Origin of the sequence: Paenibacillus sp. 2TAB23, assembly GCF_052115165.1 — a bacterium.
In the GTDB taxonomy this organism is placed as follows: domain Bacteria; phylum Bacillota; class Bacilli; order Paenibacillales; family Paenibacillaceae; genus Pristimantibacillus.
This window is the reverse complement of sequence record NZ_JBFRGD010000007.1, coordinates 1-14,161: the sequence shown is the minus strand read 5'-3', so window position 1 is coordinate 14,161 and position 14,161 is coordinate 1. Positions and strand designations below refer to the sequence as shown.

11 protein-coding genes are annotated in these 14,161 nt (G+C 48.9%); 1 reads left to right on the top strand and 10 read right to left on the bottom strand.

Annotated elements, in window-relative coordinates:
* Positions 1-91: 91 nt before the first annotated feature.
* The 10 genes from AB4Z29_RS12120 to AB4Z29_RS12075 form a co-directional block, all read right to left on the bottom strand.
* The gene (locus AB4Z29_RS12120; RefSeq protein WP_441943316.1) at positions 92-1,180 is read right to left on the bottom strand and encodes a response regulator transcription factor; all 1,089 of its coding nucleotides are present in this window, start codon (positions 1,178-1,180) and stop codon (positions 92-94) included.
* Entirely contained in the window at positions 1,177-2,985 is a 1,809-nt protein-coding gene (locus tag AB4Z29_RS12115) for a cache domain-containing sensor histidine kinase (RefSeq protein ID WP_441943315.1), read from the bottom strand. Before AB4Z29_RS12115 ends, AB4Z29_RS12120 begins: the two co-directional genes overlap by 4 nt.
* A gap of 290 nt (positions 2,986-3,275) precedes the next feature.
* The gene (locus AB4Z29_RS12110) at positions 3,276-4,427 is read right to left on the bottom strand and encodes an SGNH/GDSL hydrolase family protein (RefSeq protein ID WP_441943314.1); all 1,152 of its coding nucleotides are present in this window, start codon (positions 4,425-4,427) and stop codon (positions 3,276-3,278) included.
* Between the two features lie 186 nt (positions 4,428-4,613).
* A complete protein-coding gene (locus AB4Z29_RS12105) occupies positions 4,614-5,873 on the bottom strand; it encodes a glucuronate isomerase (protein WP_441943313.1) in 1,260 nt (419 codons plus the stop codon).
* 144 nt (positions 5,874-6,017) lie between these two features.
* Complete coding sequence (gene larC / locus AB4Z29_RS12100; RefSeq protein ID WP_441943527.1) at positions 6,018-7,577, bottom strand: nickel pincer cofactor biosynthesis protein LarC; 1,560 nt, start codon at positions 7,575-7,577, stop codon at positions 6,018-6,020.
* Positions 7,578-7,623: 46 nt separating this feature from the next.
* Positions 7,624-8,298 (bottom strand): nickel pincer cofactor biosynthesis protein LarB, encoded by a 675-nt coding sequence (gene larB / locus AB4Z29_RS12095; protein WP_441943312.1) that lies wholly within the window; start codon positions 8,296-8,298, stop codon positions 7,624-7,626.
* Positions 8,295-9,110, bottom strand: a complete 816-nt coding sequence (gene larE, locus AB4Z29_RS12090; RefSeq protein ID WP_441943311.1) for an ATP-dependent sacrificial sulfur transferase LarE — start codon at positions 9,108-9,110, stop codon at positions 8,295-8,297. The genes larB and larE overlap by 4 nt, the downstream gene beginning before the upstream one ends.
* 26 nt (positions 9,111-9,136) lie before the next feature.
* Entirely contained in the window at positions 9,137-10,642 is a 1,506-nt protein-coding gene (locus AB4Z29_RS12085) for a gluconokinase (protein WP_441943310.1), read from the bottom strand.
* Positions 10,639-11,916 carry a lactate racemase domain-containing protein gene (locus AB4Z29_RS12080; RefSeq protein ID WP_441943309.1) on the bottom strand — a complete coding sequence of 426 codons (1,278 nt, stop codon included), beginning with the start codon at positions 11,914-11,916 and terminating at the stop codon, positions 10,639-10,641. Before AB4Z29_RS12080 ends, AB4Z29_RS12085 begins: the two co-directional genes overlap by 4 nt.
* A complete protein-coding gene (locus AB4Z29_RS12075; protein ID WP_441943308.1) occupies positions 11,913-12,674 on the bottom strand; it encodes an SDR family oxidoreductase in 762 nt (253 codons plus the stop codon). The genes AB4Z29_RS12080 and AB4Z29_RS12075 overlap by 4 nt, the downstream gene beginning before the upstream one ends.
* Before the next feature lie 170 nt (positions 12,675-12,844).
* Here AB4Z29_RS12075 and AB4Z29_RS12070 point away from each other — a divergent pair, with 170 nt between their 5' ends.
* On the top strand, positions 12,845-13,837 hold the full coding sequence (locus tag AB4Z29_RS12070) for a LacI family DNA-binding transcriptional regulator (RefSeq protein ID WP_441943307.1): 993 nt from the start codon (positions 12,845-12,847) through the stop codon (positions 13,835-13,837).
* Positions 13,838-14,161 lie beyond the last annotated feature (324 nt).

Below are 14,161 nucleotides of genomic sequence, written 5' to 3'. Positions count from 1 at the left end.
TCCCTCCTTCTTATGGTCAATTATAAGGAAAGAGAGGAGTGATCAGTAGAAGTCTATCTTTCGATTTATAGGGGTAATGTTCGGATTTCGATTAAGATTTCATTCTTCTTTTATAATCCAGAGGGGTCATGCCATAATACTTCTTGAAGATTTGGGAGAAGTAAGGAACATCCTCGTAACCAATCTCATTGGCAATTTCGTAAACCTTGAAGGAGGTTTCCAGAAGCAGGCTGCGTGCTTTTTGCATCCGTTCCGCAACGATATAATTCCAGACCGTAATCCCTGTCTCTTGCTTAAATAACGTACACATATATGTTTTGTTCATCTCCACCTGCTCCGCCAGTTCTTGCAAATTAATGTCTTTGGTGAACTGCTCCCGAATATATTGCTTTACCAATTCAACTTTTCTCATCGATTGCGTATCCCGGACTCCGCGCATAGCCGCTATCAGCTTGTTGGAGCCTTCCTCCAGCCTTTGTACCGCACATAAACGGAAGTAACTTCTATTTTCGGACATGGGCAGCGTTCTCTCGCCAAAGAATAAGTCCTTCCCCTCTTCGAGCTCCAAACGCAGCTTGTCCTCCATTAGCTCCTCGATGAGCGTTTGCAGCCAAGCATCGGACAAAGCGTTAAGAAGAAAATACTTATAGCCGATCCAAGATTCCAGCAATTCCAACGTATCCACGATAAGCAAGGGCATCGTCTCTATCTGAAGGGTTCGGATCTGGTTCAGCCACCGGTCCAAAAAAACGCGGTGATGCGGCAATCTGCGGAGCATAATGGACGCCGCATCCCGACTCCGTTCCTGGTTGATACGGTCCACCGCCGCTACCAAGGTACGGCTAAGCAAGCGATTATCTACCGGCTTCAGGATGTAGTCCAGCGCCTTAAGCTGAATGCTCATCTTCGCATATTCAAAGTCATCATAACTGGACACAACCAAGCACATCATCCATGGATATCGTTCGTTAATCCGCTCGATTAGCGTTAATCCATCCATAATCGGCATCCGGATGTCGGTCATGCACAGATCGGCATAATGGCTATCCAGCCAAGCTAGTGCTTTCTCTCCGTTGGCTGCCGTCCCAGATACAACCGTCATATTGCCAGCCTCCTCAACGGATTGGGACAGGCTTTCCCGAATTAGCGGCGAATCATCTACCAGCAGTACACGAATCATAGGGGATACACATCCTTTGTGAAGTAGGGGAACATAAGGGTGATACGCGTTTTCCCCTCATCTGTTACCGATAAGGAGACGCCGGACCGGCTATCCTTATAAAACGCCCGGAGCCGGTAATGAACATTCAATACTCCGATTCGAGACAGCTGCATAAATTCCTGAGCCTCGCGTTCTAGCGCAAGAGCGCCCTGCAGCTCCCGAAGCTTCTCCTCCGTGATGCCACTGCCATTGTCCTCGATTTCGATACAAACGTAGGCTTCGCCTTCGCGCCTGGCCGATATACGGATCATCATCGGCTCCGCCGTCGTTTCGAAACCATGCTTAATGCTGTTTTCCACGAAGGGCTGGATGATGGCCTTAAGGGACCGCGCTCCTTTCACCTCTTCTTCCGTCTCCATGCGGAACTGTACGTCGTCTCTGTAAAGGATTCGGATAATATGCAAATAATCGGATACGTGATCAAGCTCTTCTTCCAGCGTGACCAGCGTCTGTTGGTAATTGGAGGTATACCGCAGCATATTGGACAATGCAACCGTTGTATCCATGATCCCTTTGTGGCGGGCGAGATTAGCCATAGAGTTAATCGATTCCATGGCATTAAACAAAAAGTGGGAATTAATCTGCGACTGCAAAGCCGACAAAATGGCATGTTGCTGCACGATTCGAGATTCCGCCAACTGCTGGATGGATTCTTCAATCCGGTCGAGCAGGTGATTATAAGCCGCGCCAAGCTCAGCCACTTCGTCGCTTCCTTTCATGTTCACGCGGACATCCAATCTGCCGAGCCTGGTCATGCCAATGGTTTTCCGCAGTTCCTTCATCCGTCTCGTAATTGAGGTGGCAACCAGGTAAACCAACAAGCTTGCGATGACAATGCCTATAATCGTCATGATAGTAGTCCAGATACGTATACTGAATACGCTTTTAGCTAGCTCTCGGTATGGAATCAGGGAAACGATCTTCCAGCCGGTCTGGGGAATGATTTGGTAGACAATCATCTGCTTCGTTGACTTCATGTAATAGGAGCCGGAATCATTTTGGCTCAGTACGCTTTGCAGCATGTCGTCTATGCTGTTTCCCACTTGATCCTGCTCATGAGCCGTGATGACCGATCCATTCTCGTCCACGATAAACGTGCTTCCCGTATCACCCAGCTTAACGGCATCCAGTATAGCCTGAGTGGAATTTAGCGAAATATCCAGCTGCAAATAGGAGGAATCGCTTCCATAGTTGAATTGCTGCAAATAGGTTAAGACAGGAAGCTTCACTGAAGCACCGGAAGAGTTCACATAGGAGGTATTGACCTTAACCGATCTCGTTGCTTCTCCCTCAAAGGGAAGGTGCCCGAACCACGGCTCCTTCTCCATGGCATAGCCGGTGGTCAACATGTATTTGGAATTGTCCGGATTTCGGTATACACTCTGATAGCCATTGTTGCTGTAGAATACAATAGCCAACAGCTCAGGATGGTAGGCGATAAAGGGCTCAATATATTTGCTTTCCATATTCTTATAATTCCTATAAATGTGGTAAGCGTTTGCATTTAGCGCCGTCGACCAATTGCGAAATTCACCGCTCGTTCCCAGTGTCTGAAAGAAATGCTCGTTATCCTCGACGTATCGGCTTAAGTTGAAGTTTGCTTGCGTCAAGATTTGATTGCTGAACCTAGTCACGTCCGAATCAATCGCGTCTATGCTTTTGCTATAATTCACGGTTCCAATCACTGTAATTACAAGTGTGATAATGGCAGTAATCATCAATACCAGCTTCCATTGCAGTGATTGCCGCAGCTTTCGATACAATATGACCACCTCCCATAAGTAAAACGATTAGCCGGATGTCGAAGGCTTCGTCTGACCCTCGTTTGATTCTCGTTGATCTTCGTTGATCTTCGTTTCGGATTAGACTTATCCTTATTTCGACAGCATGAGATGGATTCCTTTCGTTAAACCTATACCATAATCACAATTATGGAACCCGATTCCAATAGATTAGCAAGAAGCGAGCCAATCTCGAGGATTGGCTCGCTTCTATTTGTTCCTGCCAGCATGGCATATGATACGTATTACGGATGAAACTACCTGTATGATGTCTACTGCTTTTCCTTCAAAATCTCCTTCACATACCCCGATAATGCTTTGGCCGCTTGTTGGTGAGCTAAGATTCCTGGATGGTTTCTCGCGCCTACGGTTTCGTCCGTGGTAATCGGAAGCTGGAATACGGTCACCTTTCGATCTCCCGTTTCTTTCACAAATGCATCCACGGCGCGACTGATGGCGGGCATCATCGGGATACCAAGCATGCCGTATGCCCATACGATATGCGCATCCTTATTATTTTTTCTAATTTTAACGAGGAAATTCTCGGCTGCCCTTTCAAAAGCTTGAAGATCCAAGTCATTGTAGCTGCCATCTTCATTCAGCCGCTGTTTATGGGTTTCTCCAGTGGTCTCATCACGCCATTCCGGCGATCGAAATGCTCCGCCATCATTGGTTCCCAGATTAATGACCACAACATCCGGCTGCCAAGCAGCAAAGTTGTTTTTTTCAAACGCTCCAAGCGCTTTATTTTTATCTCCGGTAAGAACACCGCAAACCTGTTCATAATAATCAGGAATATTCGTACGCGGATTGTTATCCCAGCTTGTTAGTACACCCCATCCGCTTTGGGAAATAATTCGATATTCCGCATTCAACGCCGCTGCTGTTATCGTGCTGTAATTATGAATGGCGCTGAACCACATCGGAATCCAATCCTCTTCGGCTTTTGCCCCTATGGCACCTTCACCAGAGGTAATGCTGTCTCCGATGAACTCAAGCTTATAGGGCTTGTCCTTTATGGGCAAAAATTCGCCGTCGCTCTTCACCGCATGGATTTGAAGCGAGCAGCCCGGATCTGCGTTCATCGCCTGCAAGTCTTTTAAAATACGCACATTTTTTGAAACGCTTTCATTCATCCCTCTAAATAAGCACACCCAGTACCTTCCGGCTATTAACATTTGTCTGCTAACGGGAACCTCATTAATCATAATGCTCACCCAAGGCTCGTAATGATCATAATCAACCTCAACTTCCATCCATAGCTCTGAACCTTTTACAACGCATTCCATTGCACTCCCAGTCCAAAACAACGTTAAGGGAGAAAGATTCCCCGTCGTTCGGCCATGAATCTTTACATGATCGATTTCCGATAATGAATATACTTTTAGTTTTGTATCATTCAATAATTTCCCCTCCTCTATCATCTCATTTGTTAGATGAATCCATTATACTTTCATTGGCGGGGTTAGTTCTACTTATAAGTTCATATCCTTCTTTCCCACAGTAAAGGGCAGAGAAGGGGAAATCCCCTCACCTCTGCCCCTGCGTACGGCTGATGCTTATAGGCTACCTCATGGAGCTGCAGCCCATGCTTCTACGCTCGCCTATGATTACGCTTTGCCAAGAAAGCGCCAGAAATTCCGGTTCAGCATATCGTCCAGATCTCTTTGAATTTCTTCTTCTGTCACGATCCACCCGCTGTGATGCAGCTTCTCGTATTTATCCGTCAGTACATGCCCAATGATTCTTCGGGAATGTTCCCATTTATAGATTAACTGCTCGAAGACGCGGCAATCAGAGTGCTGCGGAATCATCGAGGTGCCCAGAAGTTCTAAACGGAAACGCGTCATTTCTTCGACCATTGACTCGATGTGGAGAAACCACCAGCAGCCGAAAATCATCAAATTACGGAATTTCCGGGCAAGCACCGTGAGTTCATGCTGGTTTTCTCTTGCCAGCATCGTGATGAGAAACTTCTGATCGGGATATTGGCGGCATAACGCTTCCACTGACGAAACGTCGGCCTGCATGCTCATATCCCCAGCCAATCCAAGTGAGGGGTTCACTTTTCTTCGAACGCCGATCATGAGCGCGAACGGTATGTTTTGCTCTTGGCATACCGGAATCATGACCTGATCTATCATTTTGTTTCGATGGTCATCCGCTGGATATTTGAAGTCGCCTGGCATGGAAACAGCAAGGTAAAGCGCGTCCATGCGAATGATCCATTCCGATAGAAACCGGCGTGTTTCCTCTTTTGTTCGCTCTGTCCACTCTGCCTGTACGTCATAACCTAAACCTTGAAGCTCGTTTACGGCATGGCGCCAGTCATTTAGCAACGTATCCACCCGAAGCGCAGCGTAAAAACGGGGGTCCGTTTTGCCTTTGCCAGATTGCCAGACAGGACGTTCAGCAGCGTCAAACGGGTCGTTTGTCATGACGATTTTCTCAATTCCCGCGATCTGCATGACCGTATCTACTTGTTCGTGCACCGTGCGCTTCTCAAGTGCCTGACGATAATCATCCAAATTCCGAGAGGATACGTCAAGTCCCAGCCGCTTGAGAATCGTAATGAAGCCGGATGCCGCTTCGCTTACCGGTGAATGATCCAGGAAAAGAAGCTTCCAGATCCAGTCCGCTTGCTCCCTTTTGGACATCGACCAGAAGTGGCTGTACTCTTCCTCCGACCACCGGAACGATTCTGAAATCAAATAATGGTAAGTCAATAAATCATCAATGCCCCATAATAGCAAATCCCCGAATTCAGGCGCATATAAATGCGTATGCATGTCGGTAACAGGCGTGTTGAGAGCCAAGCGCTCAACCGTCTGCCTGAGATCAACCAAACTTAAATCCAGCTTTGTACTCATGATTAATTCCCCTTTTCTTAGCTATTCAGTTCATACGAATATAAAGAATGTTGTTGGTCATTTAATTAATCAACGTTGGTAAGTTAGACTGCAATGATTCTTTATTTAAGGCTTCATGACACTTGCAATGCTAGTTTGCTATTTTTATTCGCTGAGCTGTTTATAAACTTCGCGGTATACCGTTTCCAGAGGAACGCCGAATGATCTTGCGGCTTGGGCGGCATCCTCATATTCCGGCGATTGACGAATTATTTTTTCTCCCTCGAGAGCCTGCTTCACTCTCACCGGTCCGAAAGGTGTTTCCACCTGAACCCACTGACGCGCAAGCGCCCTGCGCTTCCATTCGCTCCTGCGTACGCCGAACGTCGATGTTTCTGCAAGCATCGTCTCCTCGCAACGCGCGCTGCTTGCCGGATGGCATAGTACGGTGATAAGGACGCCTGGTCGGTTCTTCTTCATATAGACCGGCGTATGGTACACATCCAGAGCACCGGCTTCGAACAGCCTCTCCATTGCAAAACCAAGCGTCTCACCGGTTGAATCATCTACCTGCGCTTCAAGTACGACTATCGTCTCATAGCACGTTTTCTCTTGTTCCTGCTCGTATAACACCGCTCGGACAACGTTAGGATGCTCGAAGTTTTTTGTTCCTGCACCGTATCCGATTCGATCAATCGTTCCCGCGGGCAATGGACCAAAGGCTGAGGCAAGCGCTTTGACGATCCCTGCACCAGTCGGCGTAGTCAATTCCCCTCTAGCCGTGAACTCAGCTAATGGAACGCCGCGCAGCAGCTCTGCCGTAGCAGGCGCAGGAATCGGATATAAGCCGTGAGCCATACGCAGCTTGCCCGTTCCTGTTGGCACAGGAGAAACGATAATAGTGGAGGCATCAAGGCTCTCCAGTGCAAGGCAAACGCCAATGACATCTAGAATGGAATCCATCGCCCCTACTTCGTGGAAATGGACATCGGCTGGGTCCATGCCATGAATCTTTCCTTCCGCTTCAGCAATTAACTGAAAGATGGACAAACTTCTCTCTTTCACGCGATCAGGCAAATCTGAGGCCTGGATCATTTTCAAAATGTCCGATGCCTTTCGATGTTCATGCGAGTGCACATGTTGGTGGTCATGCGCATGACTATGACCATGTTTATGGTCGTGAGTGTGGTCATGATCATGTTTATGGTCGTGAGTGTGGTCATGATCATGTTTATGGTCGTGAGTGTGATCATGTTTATGGTCGTGAGTGTGGTCATGATCATGAGTATGAACCTGTATATGATGGTGAACGCCATCGTGATTATGTCCTTGGCTATGACCATGTTTATGGTCGTGAGTGTGGTCATGATCATGAGTATGAACCTGTATATGATGGCGATCAGCTTCGTGATCATGTCCATGGTTATGGTCGTGTTTATGGTCGTGAGTGTGGTCATGATCGTGAGCATCTACTTGTATATGGTCATGAGTATGTTCTTGCATACAGTGGTGGTCATGTTGGTGACCATGCTTGTGCGCAACGACGTGATCATGTTCCTCGCCATGCTCACTATTATCGAAGCTGAGATTCAGCCATTTCGCGGTTATGCCTCGTCGGTCTACTTTTACGAACGCCATCGTAAAAGGATCAATCGGCAGCTTCGACAAATGGCTGACGATATAATCCTCGTCCGCGCCTAAGTCAACGAGTGCGGCTAGTGCCATATCACCTGCGATGCCTGAAATACAATCCAAATAGACCGTTCTCATGTTATGTTCCCTCCGCAACCAGTTGTAAAATCATTGCTGCTTGAAAGCCTGCTCCGAATCCGTTATCGATATTGACTACCGTCACGCCTGCTGCACACGAAGTCATCATCGCTAACAGCGTTGTAATCCCTTGAAGATTAGCACCGTAACCAACAGAGGTCGGTACCGCAATTACCGGTCTGCGCACAAGTCCTCCGACAACGCTGACTAATGCACCTTCCATTCCAGCTACCCCAATGACAACGGATGCTTCCCGTATCCGTTCTTTGTGGCTTAGCAGCCGATCAATTCCCGCAACGCCGACATCATAAATGCGATCAACCTCGCAGCCCATCCATTCTGCCGTCCCTGCCGCTTCCTCTGCTACCGGTATATCCGAGGTTCCCCCGGTCACCACCGCTACTTTTCCCGGAAGCTTGCTCGCGGATCGGCCCAGCGAAATAAGACGAGATTCACTATCATATCGCGCCTCTGGATACTTTGCAGTTACCCGCTCCGCCATCTCGGCTGTTGCCCGCGTGATAAGTGCTCGGCCATGAATCTCTACGAGGCGAGTAAAGATCGTCTCAACCTGATCCACGGTTTTCCCTTGGCCAAACACGACTTCCGGATGTCCTGTCCGCTCATATCGCCCCACATCCAGCTTGCAAAATCCAAGATCCTCAAATTCGTTCATATCGCGGTGCCTCCAAGCTCAAGCACTTTATTCATACTGCCGCTGCGGTAACCGGTTAGATCCATAGCAACATAGATGAAACCCAGCTCCTTCAACCGATCTGAAATAATAGCTGCGTGGCTAATGAGCGGCTCCATTGCGCGCGGTTCCACTTCGATCCGCGCGATATCGCCATGGCTTCTGACCCTGATTTGCCCAAACCCTAATGAGCGAATATAGCGTTCGGCTTCTCCGACACGTCCAAGCTTCTCGATTGTAATCGTCTCACCGTATGCAATTCGTGAAGAAAGACATGCAAAAGAAGGCTTATCCCAAGTGGGCAAACCGTGCTCACGAGACAAATCACGAATTTCGTCCTTATAAAGCCCCGCTTCCTGCAAAGGCCCCCGTACGCCGCGTTCCTTCGCCGCCTGAACGCCAGGCCGATGCTCGTTCATGTCATCAGCGATGAGCCCGTAGACGATCTGACGATAAGCTCCATCGCGAACGAATGGCTCAATATGCTCGAATAGACTCTTTTTACAGAAATAGCAACGGTTTGCATTATTCTCTTTGTAGCCAGGGATGCTTAATTCGGACGTTTCGATTACCTGATGTGTCGCCCCGATGCTCTTCGCCAGTTGAATCGCCGCTTCAAGCTCTTCCGTCGGGTAGGTTTCCGAGTCGGCCGTAACCGCCAAGACCCGCTCGCTTCCCAGCGTTTTTATTGCGGCATCCAGAAGAAAAGTACTGTCAACGCCGCCGGAGAACGCGACCACAACCGATTCCATTTCCGTCAAAATAGTTTGCAGCCTGCTGTATTTATCATGCATAGTAATGACACCGCCTCCAGTTAAATTCATCCAACCGACGTATGCTGCAGCTTCGATATTTCCCTCATGGGCTCTTTCAATCGTTCGTATAGGCTTAAATATAAAGGCAATATTTTTTGATAAAGCATATGATTCGTCAGATCAGGCTCATAAAGACTGCCCTCCTGCTCCTTCCACCTTAGCAGCGGACCCGTGCAGCCATCCATAGCGTATAACCCAAGCTGAGCGGCCCCAAGCCCTGAGCTTTCTACGGATTCGGGCACCCTTACAGGGACGCCAAGCATGTCTGCCAACATTTGGCACCATAAGACAGAACGCGCAAAACCTCCGGAAGCTCTTACCTCTCTTGGTTGTTGACCTGCTTGCTTCATTAAATATACGATTGCCGTAATCTGATACAGTACGCCCTCCAATGCCGCGCGAAGCATATCCGTTTCCTTATGTGCGAGCGTCAACCCGAACATGACACCTTTGGCCTCGGCATCCCAGAAAGGGGCACGCTCTCCCGATAAGAGAGGCAGAAAAAGCAGGCCGTTTGATCCCGGAGGAACAGCAGCAGCTAATGGCAGCACCTCGTCTATTGATTTCCCCGGGTAGAGACGATCCGAAATCCACTTCGCTACGATAGCTCCATTGTTGGAAGGTCCGCCTACGATCCAATGGTCATTCGTCAACGCGTAGCAGAACAGCTTTCCTTCCGCATCGAAGGCAGGCTGTTTCACGGTAGTCCGAACAGCTCCGCTCGTGCCGATCGTAACGGCAAAAACGCCTTCCTCAACAGCGCCTATTCCCAGATTGGCTAATACTCCGTCCTGTGCGCCAACAATGAATGGTGTATCCGCAGCAAGTCCCATTCGGTCAGCCGCTTGCTTTTTGAGCCCTACAAATCGCTCGGTAGATGGTACTAGCCGCGGCAGTTGATCCTCACGAATACCTGCCACCATTAAGGCTTCCTCATCCCATGTCAACGTTCGGAGATTAAATAATCCGGTAGCGCTTGCGATCGAATGATCCATCAGCAAAATGCCGAATAGCTTATTCAATACATATTCCTTTATCCCTGCAAAATAACGCGCGGACTCGAACAAATCCGGCCGCTCCTCCCTCATCCATACCAGCTTGACGAGCGGCGACATTGGATGGATCGGCGTGCCTGTTCGCGAATAAATCGATAAGCCTGATCCATCCGCTATCAGCCGCTCTGCCTGGGCAGCACTGCGCAGATCCGCCCAGGTGATGCTCGGCGTGAGCGGCACTCCGTCCGCATCCAGCAGGATCAGGCTGTGATTGGCTGAGCTGAAAGAAACACACTTTATTAGACCAGCCACTTTTTTTGTAACATGGCCAACAGAATCAATGACAGCCTCGCAGATGACATCGGGATCCTGCTCGGCATAGCCTTGAACTGGCGTGTGAAGGGGATATTCGATGGAGTGGCTGGCAAGTATCCGTCCGTTCAGGTCGACTGCCAACGTCTTTGTGCTAGTCGTTCCGATATCTATGGCGATGACGATTTGGACATCCGTATTCATTTGGGCAAATATCCTTCCTCGTCGAACTTCCACTCATAGGGCCCTTCCAAAATCTCGATACGCGGATTGCTTCTTGCCTCTTCAAGCAGCGATTCGGAAATCTCAATCGTTCCCAGATGCAGCGTATCCCGAATGCGAACCAGCTTGCATGTTGAATAATCTAGAATGTTACAGGTTTTGATCGCAGCTTTAATGGCATCACGATCATTCTCGAGCGTTGTCGCTTGTTTCGTCGGCGCACAGACCGTCGAGGTTAAACCATTCGCATAGGTAGCAGGCCAATCTGTCTTGCTTACTAATCTGCTAGTCGTGAAATCGGCTGTTCCAACTCCATTTGCATTGCCTTGGGACTCTGGCGTTAGATCGAGAACAACCATTTTGTTCACCTCAGGGCCACCGTGTGCGTAAGGCGTCGGATACCGGCCCGTAATATTTGGATCCGCTCCGTCACCACTGATGTTTTTACCAATGTAATCAATGACGAGAACGTCGAGATCGGTGAAAAAGATTTGCGGAAGCCGGCTCTTCGCTTCTACTAACAGCTCCTTCTCCCTTTCCTCCATCGTGTCCGTTCCGAGTACTTCAATCCGGCAGATTTGGTCATACGCGTTCTCTACGATAGCGACCCCGAACCGGATGGGCAGCTTCTCAATCATAACCCGAGCCATTGCCGGCACATTCTCAGCCATATACTTGAAGCCCAGCTGATGGCAGGCTTCTGCTCCTTTTTGCTTCCCTAGCCCGATCGAGATCATTTTCAACATGCCGCTTTCAACCGTCCCGCGAAAAGCCGTATGCGGTTTAATTCGATTGATGACAATGATCGCATCCGACTCCGTAGCGGCGATTCTATCACAATAAATCGGCAAGCCATTCGGCAGTCGATCAAGCTCTACGACCTCCATTGACGAACGAACCGGGCAGCCCATTCGCTCCTCGTCTATGCCGAGATGGGCAAGCACCTCCGTTTGCCCTTCTGCTGTCGCTCCCCCATGGCTTCCCATGCATGGCACAATGAAAGGCTCCGCCCCGATTCTTTTCAACTCGTCAATAACGGTCTTTGTCAGCTCATCGATTCGAGATATCCCCCGGCTTCCAACGGCCACTGCAACCTTCTGCCCCGCAGCGATCCCATTCATAGAATCTGCGGTACGCAGCCGCACGGTCAACTCACCGATGGGATCCGCCAGGATCGTGTCATCGAACGACTGGCGAATTTTCACCAGCTTCGGAATCGGCGTATGCTCGACTAATCTTCGAAGTAAATCACTCATATCGTCATCGCTCCAAATCCACCGTCAACCCGGATCATCGCTCCAGTGACAAATGATGATGCTTTGGCTGAAGCCAAATAAACGGTCGTGCCCTTAAGCTCCTCCGGATCTCCGAAGCGGTTCATTGGTGTATGCTTCATAATCGATTCCACTCGATCAGGCGATAAGATTTTTTTGTTCTGTTCTGCTGGGAAAAAGCCGGGAATGATAGCGTTCACTCTTACCTTGCTTGGAGCGAACTCTCTGGCCAAATATTGGGTCACGCTATTTACCCCTGCTTTCGATACCGAGTAAGTAAACACCCGGGAGAGCGGTGGTGCAGAGGACACGGAAGAAATATTGATAATCGAGCCGCCATCCCCTTGCTCGATCATTTGTTTGCCGAAAACTTGGCTGGCAAGTACGACGCTTTTCAAATTAACGTCCATAATGCGATCCCATTCATCCATTTCGAGATCGAAAAACGGTGTCGCGCTATTCGTCCCGGAGGCATTCACAAGCGTATCGACACGACCGCCCCATTGAAGCACTTCATTCAAAACCGACTGCAGCTCCGCTTTTTGGGTTGCATCCGCCTTCAAAGCAATTGCTGTGCCGCCATTGCCTTCAATCTGCTCGCAAACGAACCGGGCTTTTTCCATGTCTCTGCCGACGATCGCCACTTTTGAGCCTGCTTCTGCAAGCGCAGCAGACATGGCACTACCTAATACACCGTTTCCTCCGATAACAACCGATACGGTATTGTGTAATTCAAACATGAATTGGCCACCTTTAAAATCAAATTAACAACGTTGTTATTTTATGATATCCGAATAATCCATTGCTGTCTATACGATAAATATGCCGCTTTCATTTGCAAAAAAAGGATTCTATGATAAAGTGAACGACATCAATAAGAACTCGGACTAGTTCCTTCCGGAGGGAATTCATGGTAACGATTAAAGACATCGCAGACCGAGCAGGCGTCAGCTTCTCCACCGTCTCCAAAGCGCTCAGAGACAGCCCGCTCGTGCAGAACAAAACAAAACAGCATATCCTTTCGATCGCAAACGAAATGGGCTACCAGCCAAACCTCGCAGCACGAAGCCTCGTCTCCAGAAAAAGCGGGGCAATTGGCGTCGTTTGGCCATCTATTGAACGTGCAGCTCTTTCCTCCCTCATTACAAAGATCAATGAACAGCTTGAGAAAAAAGGTTATATCACCTTGCTATCGATAAGCCACTTGGAGTCGGCGATTGAAATTTTCCGCCGATACCAAGTAGATGCCATACTCGTCTTTGGAGACAGAGATAGCATTTCTAACTTTAGCAGCATAAGCCCGCTGCAAATTCCCATTCTCACCTACGGCGCTGCCGGATATACACCTTTCTCCACAGTTGACGTGAACCGTGGCCAAGCCGTTCGTCTTGCCGTTCGTCATTTGGCTCGATTGGGTCACAAAGATATTGCTTATATCGGCGAACCCCAGACACAAGATCCGTTGCAGACGGTCAAGATCGAAGCCTTTCGGGACGAAATCGTCCGTCTTGGCCTGCAGGACAGAGACGACGCGGTTCTCCAGATGAACGGCTTGGAGTTTCACGATGGTTATTTAGCCGCCCGAACGATGCTGGAGCAATCGCCTCGTCCTACAGCCGTTATCAGCGGCGGCATCGATCTGACGCGCGGCATACTTCGTGCCATAGGGGAGTATGGTCTCAGCGTTCCGCAGGATATTTCCGTTGTCAGCTATGACAATCTTCCTCAAATGGAAGACATCGGCGTACCGATGACAGTGGTAGGCGTTGCCATAGCGACCATATCCGCACATATCACAACGGCTATTCTCGAGCTAATCGATCAGCCCGAATCGCTTAAAACGGTATACTTGGAACCGGAGCTGGTTGTCCGCGCATCTACCTCTCAGCTGCTAGTGGAATGAATAGTGATTTAAACATTCGTTAACGTTTTTTGCCGCCTAAAGCGCAGCTATTAAACGAAATCTTTGCTAGCTGCGTTAGACTGTTTGGACAGTCCCTAGGTTAATCAGCAAGCTACGCATTCAAATGTTCTTCCGATCGCCATTGCTCGGGGATTCCTCTGAATCAACGAGCTATGGTAGGAATCCCCTCACAAAAGCGAACGCTGACGCTTCTCCAGAATCATTCGAATTGCTCCGCCTGCCGTTAACCTTTCTTATAATTGCAATAAAACACAAATAAAAAGAAGCCGACCCTCATTAAAATTGCGGTGCCAGCTGAGCTAT

Excerpts from the sequence above, each read along its gene's own strand:
- AB4Z29_RS12120 (WP_441943316.1), bottom strand. The coding sequence starts at position 1,180 with ATGATTCGTGTACTGCTGGTAGATGATTCGCCGCTAATTCGGGAAAGC.
- AB4Z29_RS12110 (WP_441943314.1), bottom strand. The coding sequence starts at position 4,427 with ATGATAGAGGAGGGGAAATTATTGAATGATACAAAACTAAAAGTATAT.
- AB4Z29_RS12105 (WP_441943313.1), bottom strand. The coding sequence starts at position 5,873 with ATGAGTACAAAGCTGGATTTAAGTTTGGTTGATCTCAGGCAGACGGTT.
- larC (WP_441943527.1), bottom strand. The coding sequence starts at position 7,577 with ATGGCACTAGCCGCACTCGTTGACTTAGGCGCGGACGAGGATTATATC.
- larB (WP_441943312.1), bottom strand. The coding sequence starts at position 8,298 with ATGAACGAATTTGAGGATCTTGGATTTTGCAAGCTGGATGTGGGGCGA.
- larE (WP_441943311.1), bottom strand. The coding sequence starts at position 9,110 with ATGCATGATAAATACAGCAGGCTGCAAACTATTTTGACGGAAATGGAA.
- AB4Z29_RS12085 (WP_441943310.1), bottom strand. The coding sequence starts at position 10,642 with ATGAATACGGATGTCCAAATCGTCATCGCCATAGATATCGGAACGACT.
- AB4Z29_RS12080 (WP_441943309.1), bottom strand. The coding sequence starts at position 11,916 with ATGAGTGATTTACTTCGAAGATTAGTCGAGCATACGCCGATTCCGAAG.
- AB4Z29_RS12075 (WP_441943308.1), bottom strand. The coding sequence starts at position 12,674 with ATGTTTGAATTACACAATACCGTATCGGTTGTTATCGGAGGAAACGGT.
- AB4Z29_RS12070 (WP_441943307.1), top strand. The coding sequence starts at position 12,845 with ATGGTAACGATTAAAGACATCGCAGACCGAGCAGGCGTCAGCTTCTCC.